Genomic DNA, 24,439 nt, shown 5'->3' with positions numbered 1-24,439 from the left:
GGGTACGACCACGGGGACGATCTGTCGTCGGAGGGTGCTCCCCACGTCTACGGAGTGCGGCGACAGGCCCCTCCGAAGACGACGTCACACGGCCGTTCGCCAGGTCCCGGGACACGCGGCGTCCCACCCGCGCGTTCCAGGCGGTCGTCGTTCCCCCAGGTCAGAGGTCATTTCCTCGTTCCAGCGTCCCCAACTGGCCAGGATTCCTGGCAATCGGAACGCCTCGCACCGCAGGGTTGAGGGGTGCTCATCCGGGAGATCCCCACGCCCCACGTCCAGTTGGGCGTCACCCCCGCGGCAGGCGTGGCGAGGAGCCCGGTTCCACAGCACGGTCCAGCAGTATCGACATGGGAGTTCGTACATGCTCAGCAAGCGCTCACGGCTGATCGCCGCGCCGATCGCGGCCGTCGCCCTGACCCTGACCGTCGCCGGTTACCAGGCGAGTGCGACCGGTTCCTCGGGCTCGGGCGACGCGGGACAGTCCGGCAAGTCCACCCGGGCGGCGGCCCCGTGTCTGGCCGACGCCACCACGCTGATCGGTGACCTCGACGGTGACGGTCACACCGACAGGATCTCCAACCCCGGGCACACCGGCACCAAGATGACGGTCCAGTGGGGTGCGGCGGACGGATCGTTCGGCGCCAAGAAGGCCGTCCGTGACCTGGTCGGCACGCGGGCCGGTGAGGTCACCACCGCGGCCGTCGCCGACTTCCAGAAGGACGGCAAGCTCGACCTCGTCGTCAACATCGTCAAGCCGTCCGGCGTCGACGACCCCAACTCCGCCCGGGTCTCCCAGTTCCGGCCGGGGCCGCTCAAGCGCGCCGACCTGAGCTCTCCCTCCGCCAGGAAGCTGGACATCGGCGACGTCCGTGAGGCCAAGCAGCTCGCCGTCGCCAACTACGGCGACGACGCCTACCCGGACCTCGCGGTGCTGGCCAACGCGGGCGACGGCGTCTGGGAGCGGTCCGTGCGCCTGTCGAAGGCGGGCACCGGACCGGGCAGCTACGACAGCGAGGCCGACCAGAAGTACGGCGAGAACGGCACCCCGGCCGAGCCGCCGGCCATGCCCACCGACGGCTGGAAGCACTTCTACAAGTCCTGCTCCTGACCACCCCCGGGCGCCGCCGGTCCTCCGGGACCGGCGGCGTCCGGCCCTCGGCAGGACCCCGAAAGGAAGATCCCCGTGGCCAGCTCGCCCCCGGCCTGCACCGCCCCCGAAGCCCCCGTAGCCCCCGAGACCACCACCGCGTCCGGCGCACCCGCGGCGCCCTTCGTACCGATGGCGAACCGTGTGCGGGTCGCCATCACCGCCCCCGACCCGATCACCCGCGAGGGAGTCATCAGCCAGCTGCGCAGGCACCCGGAGGTCGAGCTCAGCAAGACCTCGGGACCCACCACCGTGGCGCTGCTCATCGAGGACACGCTCGACGAGGCCGCGCTGTCCCGGCTCAGGCGCGCCGTGCGCAGCGAGGGCTCGCGTGCGGTGCTCGTCGCGGGCGCGATCCGCGAGCACGAGCTCCTCGACGTCGTCGAGTGCGGTGTCGGGGCGATCGTCTGGCGGCACGAGGCGACAGCCCAGCGCCTGGTCCGGGCGGTGCTCACCGCCGCGAAGGGCGGCGGCGATCTGCCGTCGGACCTGCTGGCCCAGCTCATCGGCCAGGTGCGGCGCCTCCAGAAGGACGGCACCGACGAGTCCGGTGTCCTGGTGAACTTCACCAAGCGCGAGATGGACGTGGTGCGCCTCGTGGCCGACGGCTTCGACAACGCGGAGATCGCGGTGAAGCTGTCGTACTCCGAACGCACCGTCAAGAACGTGATGTACGGCCTCACCACGCGCCTGCACCTGCGCAACAGGGCGCACGTGGTGGCGTACGCCCTGCGCGAGGGGTTCATCTGACCGCAGGCGCGGCCGACGAGGCGCCGTAAGGGCAGCTCGGGCCGCCCTTTCGTACCCCGGTCAGACGGTGAAGCGCACCGCCTCCAGCGGGATGTTCTGCTCCATGGGGCTGCCGCCGTACTTCCACGTTCCCGGGTCGGTGCACGTCTGCTCCAGCCAGTCGTCCCCGCCCTGGAGATGGGCGTCGAGGCACACGGATCCGTCGGAGACCTGGAGGGTGTGACCCTGGAGCACGGGGTCCGTCTCCTCGGTGCTGCCGATGACCATGTCCGCCGAGTCGTCCGCCTTCTGCCACTTGTCGCCGTCGCGCCAGCCCAGGGCCACGTAGGCGCTGGCCCCTGTGACACCGCCGGTGCCGGTCGTCGCGATGTTCAGCGCCTTGATGGGCGTGCTCTTGCCGGTCGTGCCGGCCTCGGCGCCGTCGCACACCGGGTCCTGCCAGCCCTTGCCCTGGACGAAGGCCCGGTAGCAGATGTGGCGGCCCTCGCTGCGGGCGGCGAGTTCACGCACCGCGGTCGCGGCCGTGCGCTTCTCCTCCTTGGGCTTCTCGTCCCCGCCGCCTCCGCCGCCGCCGGGCTTCTCCTCGCCGCCCTTGTCGCCCCCGCCGTCGTCCTTGGGCTTCTCCTCCTCGGTGGGCTCGGGCGCCGCCTTGCTGGGTGGCGGGTCGCTGTCCGGCTTGAGCTTGCCGGCCTGCTGCGGCAGCTCCCGCGCGGAGCTCCGCACCTGGGGCTGGTGGCTCATCCAGATGGTCACGAACGCGATCGTGGCCGCGAGGAGCAGCGCGAAGACGACGGCGAGCCAGCCCGGCATGATCCCGCGCTGCACGAAGGTGCCGCCCACGTCGATGGGCTCGGTGCCCGAGCGCCGCACGGCAAGGGCGTACGGCCGCTTCTGTTTGGCCCCGAGCCAGATGACCTGCTGGGGCCGCAGCGTCGCCTGCACGAACGCGGCCCTGCCCGGCTCGATCTGGACGTTGCCCGGATCGATGTCGTACGAGAGCTGGTCGCCGGTGTCGCCGCCGCTGAGCGACGCGGTGACCGGGGTGTTGCCGAGGTTGTCCACGGCCAGCTTCGGCCGGCCCCTGAACCATCCGCTGACCACCGGCGGCACCATCTCGGCGCGCACCTCGGTGAAGGGGGTGACGGTGACCGTCCCCTCGGCGACGGTGGCGGCGCCCGGGTGTTCCATCGGCGTGATCCGGACCGCGTACGGATGGGGGCCCGCGGTCACGTCCGGCGTACGCGGCGGTGTGCACCTCAGCTCCACCGTGCCGATCGTTCCCGGGTAGAGCCGCAGCTCCGCGGGTTCGACCGTGGTCCAGGGGGCGAGGTCACCGACCGGTTCGACGCGGTAGGCGTCGACGACGTCTCCGGTGTTGCGTACCCGCAGCCGCACCGTCGTGGTGGCGCCGGGGTCGACGGTCGTAGAGGAGGGTTCCAGGGAAGTCCAAAGGCTCACCCGACGACGTTACGAGAGTGCCCGGACGGCGTCAGGAGACTACCGGGCAGGCCTGCGTGTACAGACGGGCAGCGGCGCCGCCTGTCCCGAGCACCCTCCGCCGGATGAAATCATCGGGGGATGTCCGATTTGATCATTGCCGCCTGCGACGGAGCGGCCAAGAAGAACCCCGGTCCTGCCGCATGGGCCTGGGTCGTCGCCGACTCCGAGGGCACGCCGCAGCGCTGGGAGGCCGGTCCGCTGGGCCACTCCACGAACAACGTGGCCGAACTTACCGCGCTGGCCGAGCTGTTGGAGTCGACGGATCCGGCGCAGCCGCTGGAGGTCCGGATGGACAGCCAGTACGCGATGAACGCGGTCACCAAGTGGATCGCGTCGTGGAAGCGGAACGGGTGGCTGACCGCGTCGAAGAAGCCGGTCGCCAACAAGGAACTCGTCGTACGCATCGACGCGCTGCTCCAGAACCGCGAGGTGACCTTCCGGCACGTGGCCGCCCACCGCGTGGACGGCGATCACCTCAACGCCATCGCCGACGTCGCGGCCAGTGACGCCGCCACGTCCCAGGAGCCCGCGGGCACCGCCCACGGCGCGCTGACGATCCCCGAGCCGCGGCCCGAGCGGATGACGGCCGCCCCGGCCGCGCGTACGTCCCGCGCGGGCGGCAGCTCTGCGGGGCGCGCCAAGAAGTCGTCGTCCGGCGCCACGATCAAGGCCAAGTTCCCCGGCCGCTGCCACTGCCAGAAGCCGTACGCCGCGGGCGAGAAGATCGCGAAGAACGCGCACGGCTGGGGCCATGTGGAGTGCCGGGACGCCTGAGCGGCGTTCGGGGCGGGCGCCGTGCCGGGCCCGCCGTGGGTGCGGGGGGAGCTACACGTGAGTCAGCTCCCTCCGCACCCACAGCGGCACATTTCAGCTGCCCCACGTCGCAACCGTCCCAAAAGTGCGTTGACACCCCACGGGCTTCGGCGGAGGGTACGGCTCGAACGGCTTGTCATGTTCTGGCCCACAACCTCCAGGCAAGACACATCCTCCACCCAAGAGGTGAGCCTTGTTCCTCCGTCGTACGCGTATACGCCGCACCACCGGACCCCTGACCGGCACCAGACCCAGGATCCGCGCCGGGACCCGATTGCGCCGATGGACGCTCGTCGCCGCGCTGCTCGGACTCCTCGCCGCCGCCTTCGCCACGGCTCCCGCCCAGGCGAATCCCGACCGGCCGCACCGGCCGCCGCTCGTCCAGCCGACCGATCCCCAGCGCTGGCAGAACCCCGACGACATGACGTGGGCGGACTACCGCTCCGTCCCCGGCACCGACTGGGCCGACCCCGAACTGAAGCCCACCAAGCGCACCTTCAAGGGCGCCCTGGTGCTCCTGGACTACCCCGACGAGGAGTTCACGGTCAGCAAACCGGCCGGGTCCTCCCTCTTCGGCAATCCGCAGCCCAGCGCGTCCAACATCCCGCGCGCTCAACTCCCCACCTTCTACCGGGACTTCCTCAACAAGCCGGGCACCCTCAATCGCGGCCACACCATCAACGAGTACTGGATGGAGGACTCCGGCGGCCGCATCGGTGTCGACCTGACCTCCTTCGGCGTCTACCGCATGCCGTTCAAGTCCTTCCAGTACGGCATCGAGCCCGGCATGAACCCCGGCGCGTGCCCGCAGGGCAGCACCTGCGGCAAGGACATCCGCGCCGACGGCAAGGCCGCCTGGACGGCCGACGTGGGCGGCGGCGAGACCGGGAAGTACGACTTCGTCTTCTTCCTCACCGCCGGGCAGGACGAGTCGTCCGTCTGGCAGGAGTTCGGCCAGATGAAGTTCGCGGGCCCGCAGGGCGTGCCGTCCGCGTGGGGGCCGCCCGCGCCCATCTCCACCGGCGGGAACTCCGCCAGCACCCGCTATGTGCCGTGGACTTCGTGGGCGGCCGCGGCCCGGATCTGGCCCAACGCGTCGGACGGCTCGTCCACGCAGGCCGAGAGCTCCGGCATGGCCGTGTACGCCCATGAGCTGAGCCACATCCTGGGCATCGGCGACAACTACAACAACCCGTACGGCACCCCGCTGCGCCGGGCCTACACCGGGATCTGGAGCATGCTCTCGCGCGGCTCGTTCAACGGTCCCGGCGGGCCGCACACCCGCTGGCAGATCCCCGCGGCCAACGGTGCGTCGATGGGCTCCCAGCACGTACTGCGCGACAAGCTCAAGCTCGGGATCGTCGACGAGAAGAACGTGCTGCGCCTGGACCGTGACGCCCTCAAGGACGCGGGCACCGTGGTCGCCCGGGTCACCGCACGCTCCGCCCCGCCCGGCGACAAGGGCCTCAGCGGCGTCAACATCTCCATGGGCCGGGACCTCTCACCGGCCTGTGATCCGTCCGCCGATCCGCTGTGCGACGGCGGCGGCTACAACAACTACACCGTCGAGGTCGTCGACCGGATGGGCATGGACTCCTTCACGCCCGATCACGGGGTGCTGCTCTCCAAGACCAAGAACCAGGACAGGGCCCCGTTCGCCTGGGTGGTCGACGCGCATCCCGAGGACATCGACATGGTGGACTTCAAGCGCCCCGACGGCACCCTCCAGAAGATCACCATGGGCGACTACCGGCAGCTCAGCGACGCGCTGCTGCACGCGGGCGCGGACTCGGGCAGCGAGTACGAGTACGTCGACGAGGCCAACCGGCTGCACTTCTACGTCCTCGACATCCACCGCGGCCGCTCCGGCGTGCTCTCGTACACCATCGCCGTGAAGTCGCTGGACGGCGCGGGTCAGCAGGCGCGCGGGGTGCGACTCGGCCGCGGCGAGGCCGAGGGCGACCCCGGACGCCGGGCCGTGTGCACCTTCGACCTGGCCAACACCGGGCGCCCGGCGCCGCAGAACCCGGACGACCCCGAGCAGTTGGACCGGTATCTGTCCTCGGACGTCTACCGTCTGTCGGCCAAGGCCTCCGGGCGCGACTGGTCCGTCTGGCTCCCCAACCGGCTCGCCACGGCGGAGGCGCGTGGCAAGGCCGAGGTCGAGGTCGCCGTCAGGGCCGGTGCGAAGGCCGACCGGCACAGCAAGATCACGCTGACCGCCCGCTCCGAGAGCGACCCGGGCAAGACCGCGTCCGCGGTCTGCAAGGTCGACAGGTCCGGGCGTCCGTAGGCGACACCCTGTAGGCGACAGCCCGCCGGAGTAAGCGGCAGTCCGCCGGAGTAAGGGACCGCGCCGCGCGGGTCGCGACTTCATCGTCGCGACCCGCTACGGCCGACCGCCGTCCCGAGGCGCGCCGACTCCTACTCGACGTACCGCGCGTACTCGTCCAGCACCGGCAGGACCTCGTCGGCGGGCGCTGACGGCAGTTGGCACAGCACGTCGGTGACGCCGAGCCGGCGGAGGTGATCCAGGTTCCCTCGGTCCGGCACCGCTGAGACCGCGAGCGCCGATGGGCATCCAGCCGTCGGCCTGCTCGGCGATCTTTCCGAACAGCCGGGGATCGGCGGGTGCGCCGATCACGACCGGGACGGTGCCGCCGCCCGGTTTCGGCCATGTCTCCGACGGGCCGAAGGAGATGAACTCGCCTTCGAATCCGGCGGGTTCCGGCTGCCAGAGCGTCCGCATGGCGGCGAGGTACTCCCAGACGACCGCTCTGCGCCGGGCGTACGGAATGCCGTGGTGCGCGATTTCCTCACGGCTCCAGCCGAAACCGACACCCAGAGTGAAACGGCCCGCCGACAGGTGGTCGAGGGTGGCCACGGTTTTCGCCAGCGCGATGGGGTCGTGCTGGGCCACGAGGCAGATGCCGGTGCCGACCCGTAGCTCGCTGGTCACCGCGGCTGCGGTCGCCAGCGCGGTGAACGGGTCGAGCAGACGCTTGCAGTACTCGGGGATCTCATTGCCGGTCACGCCGGAGACGCGGCATGAGGTCGGGATGTGGGTGTGCTCGGAGACCTAGAGCGAGTGGAAACCGCGCTCCTCCAATGCTCTGGCGAGTTCTGCGGGGCCGATCGAATGGTCGGTCATTCCGATGGTGACGCCGATACGCATGCGGTACTCACCTCACTGGCTGCGGGCGAAAGGAGCCGGTCGGCCCAGGGTCGGTCAGAGCCGACGGAAGTACACCGCTGTCGGCAGCTTCACGCAGCCGAGACTCTCGTACAAGCCGCGTGCCGGCGCGTGAAAGGCGTCGCCGCCCGTGCCGATCTCCACCATCTTCGCGCCGAGACCGCGCAGCCCCTCCCCCGGATCAGCCCGGTACGTCCATGCGCTGTGTCCCGACGACCGACAGCAGGCGCAGGGCCTCCTCGGAGGGTGAGCCGGGGACCGCGGTGTAGATGACGACCCGCTGGTCCTGGTCGGTAATGTCCAGGACGTCGCACCTGACGGTGACATCGCCGACCAGGGGGTGCGCGAAGGTCTTGCAGAGGGTGGGTCTGTCGGTGACGTCGTGGGCGTCCCACAGTCGGTCGAACTCCGCGCTTCCGGCGCGCAGTTCGGCGATCAGGGCCGTGACCTCCGGGTCGTGGGGGTAGCGGACCGCGGCGGTGCGCAGGTGCTGGGCCGCGGTCCTGGCGAACTCGCCCGCGTCGGAGACGCCGTACAGCCGCCACCCTTCGTACGAAGGGCCGAGGAAGGCGCGCCGGATGAGGTTCCTGTCCCGGCGTGACAGGGCGGAGAAGTCCTCCATCAGCGCGGCGGCCAGCGGGTTCCAGGCGATGACCTCGTACGTCGCCGAGAGGACGACCGCCGCGGCCTCCGGGAGCCGCTCCAGCAGGTCGACGATGCTCTGCCGGACCTCGCGGGACGGGCCCGGCGGCGGGGCGGGCGGGGCGCCCGCGAGGTGGTGGAGGTGGTCGCGTTCGGCGTCCGAGAGGCGCAGCGCGCGGGCGATCTGTGCGAGGACCTCGCTCGACGGGTGCGGGGCGCGGGCCTGCTCCAGGCGCGCGTAGTACTCGGTCGAGATGTAGGCGAGCTGCGCCACTTCCTCGCGGCGCAGACCGGGGGTGCGGCGGCGGGCCCCGGCGGGAAGCCCCACGTCGGCCGGGGTGATGCGTTCGCGCCTGCTGCGCAGGAAGTGACCAAGCTCTTGTCGTACTCGTCGATCCACCCGTCCAGTGTCCATGATCACCGAGGCGCTCAGCCAGGCACTGGTGGTGCCTGGCTGAGCGGGGCGACCGGGACCAGGCTCGTCGGCATGAACAACGACACCCCGAACACCACCGCCCCTCCCCTCGGCCTGCTCGACGGCAAGGTCGCCTTCATCACCGGTGCCGGTCGCGGCATCGGCGCCGCCGCCGCTCGGCTCTTCGCCCGCGAGGGCGCCAGGGTGCTCCTCGCGGCCCGCACTGAGCACCAGCTCAAGGCCGTGACCGAGGAGATCGGGGCGGCAGGCGGTACCGCGCACTACGTGGTGTGCGATCTGTCCGACGCGGCGAGCGTGCGGGCCGCGGTCGACCGGTGCGTCGAGCTGTACGGGCGGCTCGACGTCGCCTTCAACAACGGCGCGACGGGCCAGGAGCCCGGACCGATGGACGAGCTCTCCGAAGCCGATTTCGACCACATCTACGCCGTCAACCTCAAGGGCCCCTGGCTGGCCATGAACGCCGAGATCGAGGCGATCCGGGCGACCGCGCGGCGGGGCGCCATCGTCAACACCTCCAGCATCGGAGGCCTGATGGCCAACCCGCAGCTGCCCGCGTACGGCGCGACGAAGCGCGCGGTGAACAGCCTCACGGCATCGGCGGCCGCGACGTACGGCCCCGAGGGCATCCGCGTCAACGCCATCGCCCCCGGCACCACGCTCACCGAGATGCTGCACGAGTGGGACGCGAAGGCGCCGGGCACGATCGACCACCTCAACTCCCGGACCCCGCTGGGCCGCGCCGCCGACCCGGAGGAGATCGCCCAGGCCGCCGCCTGGCTCTTGAGCGACCGCTCCTCCTATGTGACCGGCACGGTGCTGCCGGTCGACGGGGGCATGGTGGCCTGAGCCGGTCACGGGCCGGCTCGGGCCACCGGCCTCCGGTCAGACGCCCTCGTCGCCCTGCCCCGCGAGCCAGCGCAGCGCGGAGAGGCCCGGCAGGAAGAGGTACTCGCCGCCCCGCAGCACGTTGAACGTCTCGATGCCGTGGACGCGGCGCCTGACCGGCTCCTTCGGGACGGTGAAGCTGGCGTCGTCCTCCTGGAGCCCCACGTTCGGATCGCGTTCGGTCCCCAGCTCCATGAAGTTGCCGCTGTTGATCCACTCCTGCTGGAGGAACTCCATGGTCGCCATCGCCTTGGCGCTCAGGAAGACGAAGTAGATGCCGTGCGGCACTTCGTCGTCGGCCTCGGAGAGGGCGTGCGGATCGTACGGCGCGCCATACCCTGTGCTGCGCCGCACGACGCGGTGCAGGTTCACGTCGGTGAGCTGCGCCATCCGCGTGTCGCGCGGGTTCATCCGCCGCATGTGGCTGCCCAGGGGTACGTGGAGTCCCCGCTGGTCATCGGCGTAGGTGAAGTCGTCGTTGCGCAGCGGGTCGGCGCCGAGCCCGGGGTCGTCCTTCTCCGGGGCCAGGGTCAGCGGGGCGCCGCTGCGCCAGCGCCCGATCAGCTTCGCCGCGAGGAGCTCCCGCTCCTCCTCGCTCCGCGCGTTCGCCTGGAGGAAGCGGTTGAACGTCCCGACGCGCGACTGGTATTTACGCACGCCGGCGAAGGTTCCGTTGCGCCCCAGGACGTCAGGCCGGGGCATCGGCAGCGGGACACCGGCCTCGCCCGGGTAGCCGAGCACGAATTCGCCCGCTTTGACCGGGCGGCCCTGTCCGGGCAGCGGCGCGACACCGCTGCCCTCGACGGCGGGCTGGCCGATGCCGTCCTTGTAGCCGAGGGGGTTCAGGTCGCCCGGCTGGGCACCGAAGGCGTGCGTTTCGAGCACGCTGACGCCCGACAGGTCCTGGTACTGCTGCCATGCCGTCTCCATGGCGGCGCGCCAGCGCTCTTCGGAGTCGCTGAAGATGCTGACCCAGAGGTGGATCAGGCCGCTGCCGAAGGGCGTGTCCCAGTGCCGTGGATCGTTCGCGCCGTGATCCCTGAGCTGGTCGGCCCGCGCCGCCATCCCCTCCCGGAACGCGTCGGGGAAGCTCGCGAGCGAGGGCTCCGGTGCGCCGATGGCCACCAGGCCCGCGTAGCTGAGGGCCACCGCGGTCCAGGTGTCGTCCCCCTGCCACCAGTCGGCCGCCGAACCGACGTGCGGCGCGAGCCGGCGCAACAGCTCACGCCCGCCGCGCGGATCGCTGACGTTCAGCATGATGTGCGTGCCGTAGTACGGCTCGGGGCGATAGCGCAGCAACGTCGCCTGGATGTCGTCCAGTTCCAGGCCGACGGGTCCGCGCGGGAGGTCGTCGCCGAGACGATCGCTGAGTGGCATGGAGTGTCCTCACCGAGCAGCGGGCATCGGATTCGGGATCAGGATCGGGACCGATCGAGATCGGTCGATCGGAAACGGAAGCGGCAGCGGAAGCGCCGGGGCGGTGCGCGGATCCGGCGAGGCATGACCCGCGCACCGTCCCGGCCGTGGTGGTGGCGGCGGTGGTGGTGTCAGTCGCCGACCTTGTCCAGGAACTCGTCGACCGCCTTGCCGACGCGTTCGAGCCTGCGCGTGTCCACGACCGTCAGATGCGGGTTGGCGACGTACCAGCCCTCGGCCGTGACCTGGCGCTCGGCGATCCAGTCCTTCACCGACGGGTCGTGGATCCCCGGCCAGTCCTCTCCCGCGGAGAAGAGCATGTCCATGTAGTTGGGCACCTTGGTGGCGAAGTCGTCGATGTAGGCGTCCCATTCGCCGTCGTACGCGGTGGCGAAGAGCAGTTTCGTGTCGTTGTCCAGGAAGACGAAGCGCATGTCGTGGACGGTGCCGATCCTGTCCGCCTCGACGAAGTTGCCCTTCGCCAGCTTCAGGATCGCGCGCAGCCGCTCGGCCCCGCCGGGTGCGAACGGAACGATGATGGTCAGCTCCGAGACCGTGCCCTGACGGCTGCCGATCCGGCCGGCGCTCCGCATCGCAGGCGACGCTTCCGTCGCCTGCGTCACCAGGTCCTTGAGCACGTTCTCCAGGGCCCTCTTCGCCATGTCCGGTGCGTCGGCGAAGACTTCCCGCAGCTGCTTGGCCTGCTGTTCGGCGTTCTCGTCGGGTAGGGGCCCGGTGGCCGCCCGTTTCTGCGATGCCATGTCTGCCTTCCCCTTTCGATCCGCTGCGACTCGTACGCCCGGTCGTTCCTCGGCACTACCTGCCGAAGACCTCCGCGAGGCTGCTCGGCTCCTTGCGCACCTGGTGGTTCAGCTGGTGGCGCAGGATCGACGACTGGCGGTAGACCTCCTTTCGCGCGCGCATGATGTTGCCCAGTGGACGGTGCTCCTCGGTGACGCGCCAGGGCGTCATGGAGGTGGCGTCCATCTGCTCCAGGTTGTCGTCCCCGCCGATGTCCTGCCGGGGCAGCCGCAGCTTGGCGACGGTCACGAACGGCGACAGCGTCTCGGACCAGCGCACGGACAGGTCCTCGACGGGCATGTGGTCCAGGTCCGTGCAGAGCTGGACCTGGATGTCGAACTCGTAGGGACGTTCGCGCAGCTCCGCCACGAGCGCGGGGCGGAAGACCTGTTCCTGGGCGGCGGGGTCGAGAGTCCGCCGTACGACGCGGTCCGCGCACTCCTGGACCGGCGCGACGCGGACCTTGGCGATGTGGTCCCCGTGCCGTACGGCGCTGTCCGGCTCGTCCTCCAGGAGCGTCACCCCGTCGACACCGAGGATCTTCAGACCGATCCCGACGGCGGCCCCGAGGAACCTGTCGGCTCCGGTGTGGCTGGTCCCCTGCGAGAAGCGGAGCATGGCCTCGTGGCGTCCCGGCGCGCCGTAGATGCCCTGCGCGTGTCCTCGATGACCGCTTCGAGGTTCTTCGCGAAGTTGTCGTCGAAGCGCTCGGCGTCGGGGCTGAACCTGACAAATCGCTGTGCCATCTTCGATCCCCTTCCGAACTGAGACGTTCTGCGCACCTGTCGGCACGCCCGCTCCTCGGCATGGGCTCAGGAGGCGCACTGATGGACTCAGGAGGCGCGCTGTGGGACCCGTAGTGCGACCGCGGGAAGGTATGAGGGCCTGAAGACCATGACGCTCCGATCGCGCGACAACCATCCGTGCCCGTTACGGCTCCCGCTTAGGCGGGGCCCTGCGATCTTCCGCTGCCGGTGGAGGCCCGGCCGCTTCTCCGCGCGGCCGCCTCTCAACTCATCCATCTACCACCGTGAGTCGAGATCCCGCAACAGGCCGGGCTCCCGCGCCATGCCGGCCTGCCGGCCTACCGGAACCGGGTTGCCTCGGTACGCCCCGCTCGCCGAGACTGCCCTGATGAACAGCGCGGCCGTCGGCAAGGCGACGAGAGAACCGCTGCCAGGAGGCGGCGTCGTCCTGGATGTGCGTGAGGGGGTGCCGGGCGGGCCTGAGGGGTTGCCGGGCGGGTGTGAAGGGCGGTCGACTCAGCCCGAGGGGCGGTCGGTTCCGCCCGCGCTGCGCTTCGAGCGGGAGCCGGGCCGCCGGTGGACTCTGCGCCAGGGTGAGCGGCCGCTGATCCAGGCCAGGTCGGAGGGTGACGGCTGCTGTCACGAACTCCTTCTGCGCCGCCTGCCAGGGCACCGCTCCCCGCTGCCGCCCCCATCCGCGGCGACGATGCGCTCCGGGGTCAACTGGCCACACCAGTACGCCCGGTGGCTGGAGGAGACCGCGCACGGACCACTGCACCGGGGGCGCTGGGGCCTGACCCCGCGTACCGCCTTCGCACCCGGCATCTGGGACTGCGACCTCGTCCGGGACTGGCCGGATGCGAGCCTGGACATGCTCTGCGGGGGCGGCTGGCACGGCGTCCTGCCGCTGCGTCCGCTTCCCGCGCCGGACGCACCGCGGGTGAAGGCCTACCGCAAGCACGCCCGCGAGGGCACCCTCGCCCCCGTCCTGTTGTGGTGGGTGTCGTTCCTGGACGGCTGGCTGCTCGTCGACGGCCACGACCGGGCCGCGGCCGCGCTCGCGGAGGGCGCGCCGCCGGAGTGCGTGGAGCTGGTCCGCCTGCCGGACGACGCCGCCTGGCGGGCCACCGCCGCCGAGGTCGCCGTGGCGCACGAGCAGCGGATCGCGTACTTGGCCGCCCGCCCCTCGGGCCCGCACATCGCCCGCCAGCGGGAGGCCGTCGACCGGGGCTACGCCGATGTGCTGTCCACGCTGCCGTACGACGCGGACGCCACGCCGATGTTCGAACACCCCTGTAGGTGGCGGACGTTGGGCCCAGCCATCCGCGCTCGACTATGTGCGCCGAACTCCGGACTTGCGGGCCCGCAGCAGGAATCCGTCCAGGGGCAACGGCACGACCGAGGACAGGACGAGTCCTGCCCCGGAGAGCAGCCGCCCGTAGTGCTCCGCGGTCCGCTCCCTGCCGCCCACGTTGCACAGCATGTGCAGGTCCCACGCGGTCGCCAGCGATGACTGCTTTCCCTGGGGCAAAAGGCGTTCCACGACCATGAGTTCGGCGTCTCCGGGCATCGCGTCGGCGCAGCGGCGCAGGATCTGGCGGCAGGCGTCGTCCTCCAAGTCGTGCAGGATGCGCGACAGGAGGTAGACGTCGCCGTCGGGCGGCACCGACTCGGTGAAGTCGCCCGCCACGAGGGTGCAGCGGTCGGCGACTCCGGCCTCCGTGAGGCGTACGAGCGCCGCGTCCAGGACGTGTGCGCGCTCCAGCAGCACCCCGTACAGGTCCGGCCCTGCCTCAAGGGCCTGCACGAGCAGTTCTCCGTCACACCCGCCGACGTCGACCACCGTCCGCGCCCCGGTCGCGGCGACCGCCGCCGCGACCGGCTCGAACATGGCGGCACTGGCCGCCATCGCCCGCCGGAAGAGCGCGTCCAGTTCGGGTTGCTCCGTGAAGTGGGTGAAGTGGCTTCTGCCGTACCGGTGTTGGAAGACGTCTTCGCCGGTGCGCACCGCGTGGTCGAGTTCGGCGAACGACGCGTAGAACGGGCCGCCGTACAACTCGGCGAGTGGCGCCATGCAATGCGGCGCGTCCGAGCGCAGGACGGTGCCGACCGCGCCGATCCGGTAGCGGCCGCCTTCCGCCGCGACGACGTCCACGCCGGTCAGATACCGCAGCAGCCGTCCGAGCGCGTCCGGGTCCGTCCCGGTCCGCGCCGCCAGTTCGGCGGCATCGGCGGCGGGTTCGGCCCGGGTCGGCAGTGCCTCGGGCAGTCCGAGGCGTACGGCTGCGGCGAGTGCCTGGGTCGTCCAGGCTCCGGTGCACAGTTCGAGCAGCCGCCGCGCCGGCTCCTCGCTCGCCTGCGCCGCCAGGTGTGCGGCGAGCGCCTGCCGGTGTTCGCCTCGGGCGTGCAGTTCGAGGCGCTCGGTCCCCTCAGTGGGAGCACCCGCCCACACCGTGCGAGCATCGTCCGCCGGACCTGAAGTGCCGGGCTGCGTACGGAAGTAGAGCGCGGTGGCGTCCTCGTGGGCGTTGTAGCCGCCCCCGTCGGGGAGCAGCGCTCCGCGTTCGACCAGTGTCGTACGCAGTCCGGCCATGATCACGTCGTCGGGCGCGGTCACCTCCAGCGCGAGGTGCGACTCGTGGCGCGCGGCACGTTCGCGTACGGCCACGGCGTCGAGCCCTGCTCCGGGCGGCGCTTCGAGCACGAAGATCTCCACCGCGCGTGCGGCGGCGGGCGCCACGGGGGTGTCATCGGGGGCCGCGGCGGACTCGGACACCGGCGCGGAGAACGGCACCGGCACCCGGACGATGTCCACGCGCAGGCTCTCAGGTGTGCGCCCGTACCGCTCGGCGAGCCGACGCCGCACGATCACACTGGGCACGGCCTTCCCCGGGTCGAGCCCACGGGCCCGCAGGGTGGCGCGCAGCACGTCGGCCGAGGGAGCGGTGACCAGGACGGCGGCGTGGGCGAAGGCGCAGTGCCGGACCAGGCCCGCCCGCTCGGCCTCGGTCAGCTCCGGCATCAACCGCCCCACCACCTCCGCGGTGCGGGCGGTTCTGACACATTCGACCGTCCTGTCGACGAGAGCGAGATCTGCGGGATGCACCGGCAACGCTCGGGCATCGGGACCGGCCATGCGCGTCCCCCTCCCTGTCCCCCACCTACCTACTTACATCCTGCGCGCGCCGACATCAGATCCGTGTCAGGGCCGCATTCGGTGGGGGGGCCACAGCAGTCTTGACGGACCTCGCGAGTCCCCGGTGATCAACGCGGCGAAGTGGTGCCTCGGCCGCCCTCTGCGGGCCCGCCTATGGACGCGAACGCCTGCGCGAGAGCGCTCAGGTCGAAGCCCTGGAGGTGGTCGAGGAGGTAGCGGCGCACGCCGCTGAGATTGCTCGGCCATGCCTCGCGCAGCCGGGCGAGCCCCTCGTCGGTGAGCACCGCGTGCCAGCCCCTGCGGTCCTCCGCGTCGCGCACCCGCTCGACCAGGCCCTGGGTCCGCAGGCGCGCGACCACATGGGTCATCCCGCTCAGCGACAGGAACGCGGCCTCGGCGAGGTCGCTCATCCGCATCCGTCGGTCCGGCGCCTCGGAGAGCCGGGACAGCGTCATGTACTCGGTCAGCGAGATCTGTTGCTCTCGCTGCATGGCCGCGTCCAAGGCCCTGGGCAGCACATAGACGACGCGGTCGATCGAGCGGACGAGTGCTTCCTCCGCGCTGTTCATCGGCTCGGCCTTCGTCCGCTCGGCAGTCATGCCCACACTGTTACTTGCTTCGGAAAGCAAAAGCCAGCCCCTTTCCCGTCGTTGACGCGGCCGTCGCCGCGATGCGGCCACGTAGGCTCAACTTCAGTACAGCGCACAGCATTTGGAGAGCGGAGAACCATGACGCGTGACGAGCTGATCCGCCCGGTGCCCGATTTGTTGAAGACGCATGCCGAGCGGGCGGGTGAACGGATCGCCTACGCCGATTCCTCGCGCCACGTCACCTACGCCGAGCTGGAGCGCCGCACCCGCGCACTGGCCGTGCATCTTTCCGGGACGGGACTACGCCCCGGCGACCGTGTCGCGATCTGCCTCGGCAACTGCGTGGAGGCAGTGGAGAGTTGCTTCGCGGTACTGCGGGCCGGATTGGTCGGCGTGCCACTCAACCCGCGTTCCTCCGACGCCGAGCTGACCCATTTCCTCCAGGACAGTGGCGCCGCCTTCGTCATCACGGACGTCGCGCACCTGGCCCAACTGCGCCGTCTGGGCGCTCCGTTCGATCGCCTCGGCGTCCTGGTCACCGGATCCGGAGCCGGACCCGCCCCCGACGACGCCCGGCTCTTCGAGCGCGCGGCCTCGGGGGAAGGGACGACAGGCCAGGAGATCGCGTCGGCCGCGCAGATCGACCTGCTCGGCCTCGACGATCCGGCCTGGATGCTGTACACCTCCGGCACCACCCACCGGCCCAAGGGTGTGCTGTCCACACAGCGGGCCGCGCTGTGGTCCGTGGCCGCCTGCTACGCCCCGCTCTTCGGCCTCTCCCCCGGTGACCGGCTGCTCTGGCCGCTGCCGCTGTTCCACAGCTTCAGCCACTCGTTGGCGATCCTGGGCGTGACGGCGGTGGGCGCGAGTGCCCGGATCGCGGGCGAGGGACTGCCGTCGGGCGGTCTGCGGCAGGAACTGCTCACGGCCGACGAGGCGCTCGGCGGGCCGTTCACCATGCTGGGCGGTGTGCCCGCCACGTATCACCGGCTCGTCGAATCTGCGGGTGCGGCGCCTCGGGCGTTACGGATGTGTGTGGTGGCCGGCGCGCCGAGCGGCTCCGCGCTGCGCGCCGCCGTGGAGGCGGACCTGGGGGCGCCGCTGCTCGACGTGTACGGCAGCACGGAGACCTGCGGCGTGATCACGGCGAACCGCCCCGGCGACACCTCGGTCGACGGCTCCTGTGGGCCGCCCGTACCCGGCATCGACGTACGCGTCGTGGACCCGGACAGCCTCGGGGACGTCGCGGACGGGGCCGAGGGAGAGGTCTGGGTGCGGGGGCCGAGCCTGATGTCGGCGTACTACGAACAGCCCGAGGCGACGGCCGACGCGCTGCGCGACGGCTGGTACCGCACCGGCGACCTCGGCCGCCTCGTCGAACACGGACACCTCCGGCTCACCGGCAGGCTCAGCGAGCTGATCATCCGCGGTGGCGAGAACATCCACCCCGACGAGATCGAGCAGGTCCTGACGCAGTGTGCGGGTGTGTCCGACGCGGTGGTCGTGGGGCTGCCGCACGACGTGCTCGGCGAAGTACCGGTCGCCTGCGTCGTGCCAGGACCTGACGGGTTCGACGCGCGCCGGGTGCTGGCCGAGTGCCGGACCCGGCTCGCCGACCACAAAGTTCCGGCCGAGATCCGCGAGATCGACGCCGTCCCGCGCACCGCATCCGGCAAGATCGCCCGGCACCGTCTCGTCGTCCCCGCCCCGGGCCCTTCGGCCGACGCCTCGCTGCGCGACCGGCTCGCCGCGCTCCCGCACGAGGAACGGGAACGCGCCCTACGCGAGACGGTCCTGACCTGCACGGCCGAGGTCTGCGGGCGCACGCCTGAGGAGGAACTACCCGACGCGGAGGGCCCGTTCGCCGACCTCGGCATGACGTCCCTGGGCGCGGTCGAGCTGGTGGACCGGCTCGGCGCGCTGACCGGGGTGCGACTGCCGTCGACGCTGGTCTTCGACCATCCGACGCCCGCCCAAGTCGCCCGCCACTTGTCCGCCGAGCTCTTCGGGGGCGAGCCCTCGGGGCGACCGTCGCGGTCGTACGACGTCGTGGGCGGGTCCAATCCCGTGGACGGGCCCGACGAGGACGACCCCGTCGTGATCGTCGCCATGGGCTGCCGGTACCCCGGTGACGTCAACTCCCCCGAGGATCTGTGGCAGTTGGTCTATCGCGGCGAGGACGCCATCTCCGAGTTCCCCGCCGACCGAGGCTGGGACCTGGCCGGCCTGTACGACCCCGATCCCGACCGGATCGGCACCTCGTACACACGCCACGGCGGATTCCTGCACGGGGCCGCGGAGTTCGACGCGGGGCTCTTCGGCATCTCGCCGCGCGAGGCACTCGCCACGGATCCGCAGCAGCGGCTGCTCCTGGAGACGTCCTGGGAGGTGTGGGAGCGGGCCGGGATCGATCCGGCGGCGCTGCGCGAGAGTGACACGGGTGTGTTCGTCGGCCAGATGTACACCGACTACGCCACCCGCTTCAGAGATCGGCACGAGCTGGAGGCACAGCTGGGTCTCGGCTCGGCGGGAAGTGTGACCTCCGGGCGGATCTCGTACGTCTACGGCCTTCGCGGCCCCGCGATCACACTCGACACCGCCTGCTCGTCCTCCCTTGTGGCACTGCACTGGGCGGCACGGGCGCTGCGCTCGGGCGAGTGTTCGCTGGCCCTCGCGGGCGGGGTCACGGTGATGGCGACGCCCCGTCCCTTCCTCGCCTTCAGCCGTCAGCGCGGCCTCGCGCCGGACGGCCGCTGCAAGTCGTTCTCGGCGGCCGCCGACGGCACGGCCTGGGCCGAGGGGGTGGGGCTGGTCCTCCTTGAACGGCTGTCCGACGCACGGCGCAACGGCCGTCCCGTCCTCGCCGTGCTCCGCGGCTCCGCCGTCAATTCCGACGGCGCGTCCAACGGCCTCACCGCGCCGCACGGACCGGCGCAGCGACGGCTGATCACACAGGCGCTCGCGGACGCGGGGCTGCGCGCCGCCGACGTCGACGCGGTGGAGGCCCACGGCACCGGGACCCGGCTCGGCGACCCCATCGAGGCGCAGGCCCTCCTCGCCACCTACGGACAGGACCGCGAGCGGCCGCTGTGGCTCGGCTCGGTCAAGTCCAACATCGGGCACACGCAGGCGGCCGCCGGAGTCGCCGGGGTCATCAAGATGGTGCAGGCCATGCGGCACGGCGAGCTGCCCAGGACGCTGCACGCCGACGCGCCGACGCCCCACGTGGACTGGCCGTCGGGCCAGGTGGAACTCCTGACGGCCGCCCGCCCCTGGCCCGCGTCGGACCGGCCCCGGCGCGCGGGGATCTCCGCCTTCGGGATCGGCGGGACCAACGCGCACGTGATCCTGGAGGAGGCGCCGGTAGCGGCGCCGGATGAGGCGCCGAAGGATGCGGCCGCGCTTCCCGTGACGTCCGGGTCGAGGGCGCCCCGGACGACCCCCACGACCCGGCCCGCCCCGTGGCTGCTCTCCGCCGCCGACGCACCCGCCCTGCGCGCCCAGGCGCGGCGGCTGGCAGACCAAGTCGACCACCAGCCAAGCCTGTTGGACGTCGACATTGCCCGCTCACTGGCCGTTTCGCGCTCCGCCCTCCCCCACCGGGCGATGGTGCCGACCGGCGACCGGGCCCGGACACTCACCGCACTCGCCGCGCTCGCAGAGGGCAGGGACGCACCCGGAATCGTACGAGGCCTGGCGTCGTCGGAGATCCGTACGGCCTTCCTGTTCACCGGGCAGGGCGCCCAGCGCCCGGGGATGGGCGCCGGACTGCGCGCCGCTTTCCCCGTGTTCGCCGAGGCCTTCGACGAGATCTGCGGACACCTGGACGGCCGTCTCCCCCGGCCACTGAGCGAGGTGCTCTCCGCCGGGCCCGGCTCACCGGACGCGGCGCTCGTGGACCGCACGGACTTCGCGCAGGCCGGACTGTTCACGTTCGAGGTGGCGCTGTACCGGCTGGTCGAGTCGTGGGGTGTGCGCGCCGACCACCTGGTCGGCCACTCCGTCGGCGAGCTGGCGGCCGCGCATGTCGCCGGAGTGCTCGATCTGCGGGACGCGGCGGCGCTGGTCGCGGCCCGGGGCCGCCTGATGCAGGCGTTGCCCGAGGGTGGGGCGATGGTGGCGCTGGACGCCTCCGAGGACGAAGTCCTCTCCGCGCTCCACTCCACACCTGACTCCGCGCTCCACGGGTTCGGGGAACGGGTGGCGATCGCATCCGTCAACGGGCCCCGTTCGGTGGTGATCTCGGGTGTGGTGGACGCGGTGCTCGCCGTGACCGCCGCCTTCGAGGCGCGGGGGCGAAGGGCCGTACGGCTGCGCGTGAGCCACGCCTTCCACTCACCTCTCGTGGAGCCGATGCTCGACGAATTCCGCGACGTGGCAGAGGAGTTGACCTACCATCCGCCGCACATCCCGATCATCTCCACGGTGACGGGCCGTCCCGCCGGTCCCGCCGACCTGTGCTCGCCCGAGTACTGGGTGCGGCACGCACGGCAGTCCGTACGGTTCGCCGACGCCGTGCGCGCACTCGCGGACGACGGGATCTCGGCCCACCTGGAACTGGGCCCCGGTCCGGCCCTCACCACGGCGGCGACCGACTGCCTGGCGGGAACCGGGACCGACACCTTCGACAAGGGCGATCCCGTCTTCGCCGTCGCCTCCCGAGGCGGCGCGTCCGAGGCGGAGACGCTTCTGACGGCCGTCTCGCAGTTGCACGTGGCTGGAGCAGCCGTCGACTGGGAAGCGGTGTACGAGGGGTCCGGCGCGCGGCAGGTGGACCTGCCGACGTATCCGTTCCAGCGGCAGCGGTACTGGCTGGACACCCCGAACACGGCCACCGCCGACGCCCAGGATCTGGTGGGGCCCGCCTTCGCGGTGCCGGGCACGGAACGGACCGTACTGAGCGGCCTGTTGTCCTTGCCGACCCACCCGTGGCTCGCCGACCACGTCGTGGCCGGGAAGGTGATCGTGCCGGCCACGGTGTTCGTGGAGATGGCGGTGCGCGCCGGGGACGCGGTGGGCTGCGGAGCGGTCGACGAGCTCGTGATGCTGCGCCCGCTCGCCCTGCACGACGCGTCGGCGGTGCGCGTCCAGGTGGTGGTGAGCGGTCCCGACGAGGCGGGCCGACGGGCGGTGGACATCTACACGCGGCCCGATGAGCCCGGGGAGCCCGTGAAGGCCGGGGCTTCCGTGGAGGATAACTCGGCGTGGGTCCAGAACGTGTCCGGGCAACTGGTCCACGGGCGGGCGTACCCGGAGGGCGAGGAGTCGGTCACCGATCTGGCGCCCTGGCCACCCCCGGCCGCCGAGCCGGTGGATCTCACCGACGCCTACGCCGCTCTCGCCGACGGCGGGCTGGCCTACGGGCCCGCCTTCCAGGGGGTCGGCGCGGTCTGGGCGCACGGCGACGACGTCTTCGCCGAGGTCCGTCTGCCCGCGTCGCTCGCCTCGGAGGCGGACCGCTTCGGGCTGCACCCCGCCCTGTTCGACGCCGCGCTGCACGCGTCACTGCTCGCCGCGCCCGACGCCCCAGGCGCACTCCGGGTACCGTTCGCGTGGAGCGGCGTACGACTGCACGCCTCCGGCGCCACGGAACTGCGGGTCCGGGTGACGCACACCGACACCAGTACCGGCGCGGTCTCGGTCACCCTCACCGACCCGAGCGGCCGACTCGTGGCCCGCGTCGCTTCTCTCACCACCAAGGAATTCCCCGCATCCCAGGACGACTTGACGCTGAACGTGGTGCGACGCGCCCTGCTGCGCCCCGGGTGGACCGCTCTCGAAGCCGTCCTCCAGCCGTCCACCGGCGCGGACGCCTGGGCGGTGCGCGGCCCTGATCCGCTGGGCCTCGCCGATCACCTGCCCCGCGGTGCGCGTCCCCGGTTCGTCGCCGTCACGGCCGTCGCCGGCGCGGCGAACTCGCTCGGCACCGGCAGGACGGACTCCGATCCGCTGCCCGACGTACACGAGGTGACCTGCCGGATCCTTGAGACCTTGCGGGACTGGCAGAGCGATCCGGACACGGCGGGCGCGCAGCTCGTCGTGGTGACGCGCGATGCCACGGCCCCCGTGCCGGACCTGGTGGGCGCGGCGGTCTGGGGGCTGGTGCGCGTGGCCCAGTCCGAGCTGCCCGGCCGGGTCGTCCTGGTGGACGTGGACGGGCAGCCGGAGTCACTGAGGTTACTGTCTGCCGCCATCGCCACCGGCGAGCCGCAACTCCGCCTACGAAAGGGGCGATTGACGGTTCCACGGCTGACGCCGGTCGGCGCCGAGGCCGGCGGACCGGAAACCGCCTTCGACGCGGAGGGCACGATCCTGATCACCGGAGGCACCGGCGCACTCGGCGCGGAGCTGGCGCGTCACCTCGTCACCGAACACGGCGTACGACACTTGCTCCTGACCGGACGCCGTGGACCTCGGGCACCCGGGGCCGTTGAACTCCAAGAGGCGCTCGCGCAGTTGGGGGCACGCGTCGACATCGTGGCGTGTGACGCGGCCGACCGTGCGGCGCTGGCCGAAGTGGTCAAGCGCTGCGAACCGCCGCTGACCGGTGTGGTGCACGCCGCCGGAGTGCTCGACGACGGTGTGCTGGACGCGCAGACCCCCGAGCGGATGGCGGCCGTGCTGCGGCCGAAGGCCGACGCGGCGTGGAATCTGCATGAACTGACCCGGGACATGGGGCTTTCGGCGTTCGTCATGTTCTCCTCGGTCTCCGGTCTGGTCGGCACGGCGGGCCAGGGCAACTACGCGGCGGCCAACGCGTTCCTCAACGCCCTCGCCCTGCGCCGTACCGCCGAGGGGCTGCCGACGGTGTCGCTGGCATGGGGCCCGTGGGAACACGCCGACGGCATGGCGGCGGAACCGGTCTCCGGGCCGCCGCGACAACGTCCACGGACGCGTGACGTGCTCGTCCCGCTGTCCACGCGGCAGGGCCTCGCCCTGTTCGATGCCGCGCTGCGCACGACGGAACCGGTGCTTGCCCCGGTCCTCGTCGACCGGGGTGCGCTCCGGACGGGCGGCGGGCTGGTACCGCCCCTGTTGCGCGGCCTCGTGCGCGAGAACCGGCCGGTGGCCTCGGCGACAACCTCCGCATCCGAGCGGCCCGAGCAGCCCGGGTCCTGGCGGAGGGCGCTGGTCCAACTACCCGCCGCCGAAAGGGAGAAGAAGCTCTCGGAGTTGGTGCGCGCCGATGTGGCCGCCGTGCTCGGCTACCCGGACGGCGACGCGCTCCCGGCCGGCAAGTCGCTCGCCGAGCTGGGATTCGACTCCCTGACGGCCGTGCAGATCCGCAACCGGCTGAGTACCGCGCTGACCGTCAGGCTGCCGGTGGCCGTGGTGTTCGAGCACCGGACGAGCGATGACCTGGCACGCCACCTGCTCGGACTGCTGGCGGACGGAGCGTCCGCCGACACGGGTCCCGAATCGCCTCCCGAGGAGACCCCCAGGACGGCGCGGCCCGCCCACACCCTCTCCTCGCTGTTCCGTACGGTCAGCGCGGCCGGTCAGCCGGTGGCCGCGATGCATCTGCTCGTCACCGCGTCCTGGGCACTGCCCACCTTCACCGCCGACCGGGGCGCCGCGCACGCCCTGCCCCCGATCCGGCGCGCCCCCGGCCGTCCGGATTCCGGCGCGCCGACCGTCGTCTACTTCCCGGCGTACCACCCGTCGTTCGCCGCCACGGGCGGGGACTTCCCGCGCTTCCACGGCGCGTTCCGCGACGACCTGGGCGTCCTGGAGTTCCCGCATCCCGGGATCGGGGCCGGTGCGGCCGTACCGGAGGACCGCGCCGCGCTGGCACGTACGCAGGCCGAGAACGTGCTGCGGCACGCGGGGGAAGGACCCCTCGTGATCGTGGGCCGCTCGGCGGGCGGGAACGTCGCCCACCTGGTGGCCCATCACCTGGAGTCCGCGGGGCGGGCGCCGCTCGGTCTGGTGCTGCTCGACACGTATCACATCACGCCCGACAACAGCGGTTCGGACTGGCTGCTCTCCCTGGCCGCCCCGCCGCCGGCCACCGGTCAGGAACAGGTCGCCACCGACCTCCCCACCGACATGGCCGTCGACGACGACGGCACGCTCGCCGCGATGGGCGCCTACAACCGGATCTTCCTCGGCTGGGCACCGGAGCCGATCACCACGCCCACCCTGCTGATCCGCGCGTCGCAACCCACCGCCGCGATGGCGGCCACCGCGGAAGGCGACTCCTGGCGTACGTCCTGGCCCCAGGCGCGCGACGTCGTGGACGTGCCCGGCGACCATCTGACGATGATGCGGGAGCACGCGGGGACGACCGCGTCGGCGGTGCGCGACTGGATCGGCGCGCAGACGACGCCGAGGGGAGCCCGCTGAGTCACATCACCCCGATC

The 24,439-nt window shown here is 71.8% G+C and carries 13 protein-coding genes and 1 pseudogene; 6 read left to right on the top strand and 8 right to left on the bottom strand.

The genetic code is table 11. The features are described 5' to 3' along the window. Window positions 1-361 precede the first annotated feature (361 nt). Entirely contained in the window at window positions 362-1,108 is a 747-nt protein-coding gene (locus tag ACIO9J_RS24385; protein WP_402003234.1) for an FG-GAP repeat domain-containing protein, read from the top strand. 171 nt (window positions 1,109-1,279) lie between these two features. After that, window positions 1,280-1,897: a response regulator transcription factor gene (locus tag ACIO9J_RS24380; RefSeq protein WP_402003630.1), complete on the top strand. Its 618-nt coding sequence runs from the start codon at window positions 1,280-1,282 to the stop codon at window positions 1,895-1,897. A gap of 60 nt (window positions 1,898-1,957) precedes the next feature. Here the strand turns inward: ACIO9J_RS24380 and ACIO9J_RS24375 are convergent, their stop codons facing one another. After that, a complete protein-coding gene (locus tag ACIO9J_RS24375) occupies window positions 1,958-3,355 on the bottom strand; it encodes a hydrolase (protein ID WP_402003231.1) in 1,398 nt (465 codons plus the stop codon). 120 nt (window positions 3,356-3,475) lie between these two features. Here ACIO9J_RS24375 and ACIO9J_RS24370 point away from each other — a divergent pair, with 120 nt between their 5' ends. Both ACIO9J_RS24370 and ACIO9J_RS24365 read left to right on the top strand, forming a co-directional pair. Beyond that, complete coding sequence (locus ACIO9J_RS24370) at window positions 3,476-4,171, top strand: ribonuclease H (RefSeq protein ID WP_402003228.1); 696 nt, start codon at window positions 3,476-3,478, stop codon at window positions 4,169-4,171. A 313-nt stretch (window positions 4,172-4,484) separates the two neighbouring features. Continuing rightward, entirely contained in the window at window positions 4,485-6,503 is a 2,019-nt protein-coding gene (locus ACIO9J_RS24365) for a M6 family metalloprotease domain-containing protein (RefSeq protein ID WP_402003225.1), read from the top strand. 131 nt (window positions 6,504-6,634) lie between these two features. Here ACIO9J_RS24365 and ACIO9J_RS24360 read toward each other — a convergent pair. Further along, window positions 6,635-7,385, bottom strand: a pseudogene (locus ACIO9J_RS24360) (TIGR03619 family F420-dependent LLM class oxidoreductase). Between the two features lie 199 nt (window positions 7,386-7,584). Beyond that, window positions 7,585-8,445: a helix-turn-helix transcriptional regulator gene (locus ACIO9J_RS24355; RefSeq protein WP_402003222.1), complete on the bottom strand. Its 861-nt coding sequence runs from the start codon at window positions 8,443-8,445 to the stop codon at window positions 7,585-7,587. Between the two features lie 87 nt (window positions 8,446-8,532). Here ACIO9J_RS24355 and ACIO9J_RS24350 point away from each other — a divergent pair, with 87 nt between their 5' ends. Then, window positions 8,533-9,327: an SDR family NAD(P)-dependent oxidoreductase gene (locus tag ACIO9J_RS24350; protein ID WP_402003219.1), complete on the top strand. Its 795-nt coding sequence runs from the start codon at window positions 8,533-8,535 to the stop codon at window positions 9,325-9,327. Window positions 9,328-9,363: 36 nt separating this feature from the next. Here ACIO9J_RS24350 and ACIO9J_RS24345 read toward each other — a convergent pair whose 3' ends face one another. The 5 genes from ACIO9J_RS24345 to ACIO9J_RS24325 form a co-directional block, all read right to left on the bottom strand. Then, entirely contained in the window at window positions 9,364-10,743 is a 1,380-nt protein-coding gene (locus ACIO9J_RS24345; protein WP_402003216.1) for a Dyp-type peroxidase, read from the bottom strand. 170 nt (window positions 10,744-10,913) lie between these two features. Further along, complete coding sequence (locus ACIO9J_RS24340) at window positions 10,914-11,543, bottom strand: hypothetical protein (RefSeq protein WP_402003213.1); 630 nt, start codon at window positions 11,541-11,543, stop codon at window positions 10,914-10,916. A 55-nt stretch (window positions 11,544-11,598) separates the two neighbouring features. Beyond that, entirely contained in the window at window positions 11,599-12,201 is a 603-nt protein-coding gene (locus ACIO9J_RS24335; RefSeq protein WP_402003210.1) for a hypothetical protein, read from the bottom strand. A gap of 1,461 nt (window positions 12,202-13,662) precedes the next feature. After that, on the bottom strand, window positions 13,663-15,351 hold the full coding sequence (locus ACIO9J_RS24330; protein WP_402003207.1) for a methyltransferase: 1,689 nt from the start codon (window positions 15,349-15,351) through the stop codon (window positions 13,663-13,665). Between the two features lie 242 nt (window positions 15,352-15,593). Next, on the bottom strand, window positions 15,594-16,085 hold the full coding sequence (locus ACIO9J_RS24325; protein WP_402003204.1) for a MarR family winged helix-turn-helix transcriptional regulator: 492 nt from the start codon (window positions 16,083-16,085) through the stop codon (window positions 15,594-15,596). Between the two features lie 129 nt (window positions 16,086-16,214). On the opposite strand from ACIO9J_RS24325, the gene ACIO9J_RS24320 reads away from it, so the two are divergent. Then, on the top strand, window positions 16,215-24,422 hold the full coding sequence (locus ACIO9J_RS24320; protein ID WP_402003201.1) for a type I polyketide synthase: 8,208 nt from the start codon (window positions 16,215-16,217) through the stop codon (window positions 24,420-24,422). The last annotated feature ends 17 nt before the right edge of the window (window positions 24,423-24,439 follow it).

Origin of the sequence: Streptomyces sp. NPDC087300, from assembly GCF_044744425.1 — a bacterium.
Lineage (GTDB): Bacteria > Actinomycetota > Actinomycetes > Streptomycetales > Streptomycetaceae > Streptomyces.
The sequence above is the reverse complement of the archived record's forward strand: the minus strand, read 5'-3'. Positions and strand labels throughout refer to the sequence as shown.

What these genes read in the sequence shown, in the direction of transcription:
- ACIO9J_RS24385 (WP_402003234.1), top strand. Translation starts at nt 362, where the DNA reads ATGCTCAGCAAGCGCTCACGGCTGATCGCCGCGCCGATCGCGGCCGTC.
- ACIO9J_RS24370 (WP_402003228.1), top strand. Translation starts at nt 3,476, where the DNA reads ATGTCCGATTTGATCATTGCCGCCTGCGACGGAGCGGCCAAGAAGAAC.
- ACIO9J_RS24325 (WP_402003204.1), bottom strand. Translation starts at nt 16,085, where the DNA reads ATGACTGCCGAGCGGACGAAGGCCGAGCCGATGAACAGCGCGGAGGAA.
- ACIO9J_RS24320 (WP_402003201.1), top strand. Translation starts at nt 16,215, where the DNA reads ATGACGCGTGACGAGCTGATCCGCCCGGTGCCCGATTTGTTGAAGACG.
- ACIO9J_RS24335 (WP_402003210.1), bottom strand. Translation starts at nt 12,201, where the DNA reads ATGCTCCGCTTCTCGCAGGGGACCAGCCACACCGGAGCCGACAGGTTC.
- ACIO9J_RS24380 (WP_402003630.1), top strand. Translation starts at nt 1,280, where the DNA reads ATGGCGAACCGTGTGCGGGTCGCCATCACCGCCCCCGACCCGATCACC.
- ACIO9J_RS24350 (WP_402003219.1), top strand. Translation starts at nt 8,533, where the DNA reads ATGAACAACGACACCCCGAACACCACCGCCCCTCCCCTCGGCCTGCTC.
- ACIO9J_RS24330 (WP_402003207.1), bottom strand. Translation starts at nt 15,351, where the DNA reads ATGCCGGAGCTGACCGAGGCCGAGCGGGCGGGCCTGGTCCGGCACTGC.
- ACIO9J_RS24340 (WP_402003213.1), bottom strand. Translation starts at nt 11,543, where the DNA reads ATGGCATCGCAGAAACGGGCGGCCACCGGGCCCCTACCCGACGAGAAC.
- ACIO9J_RS24345 (WP_402003216.1), bottom strand. Translation starts at nt 10,743, where the DNA reads ATGCCACTCAGCGATCGTCTCGGCGACGACCTCCCGCGCGGACCCGTC.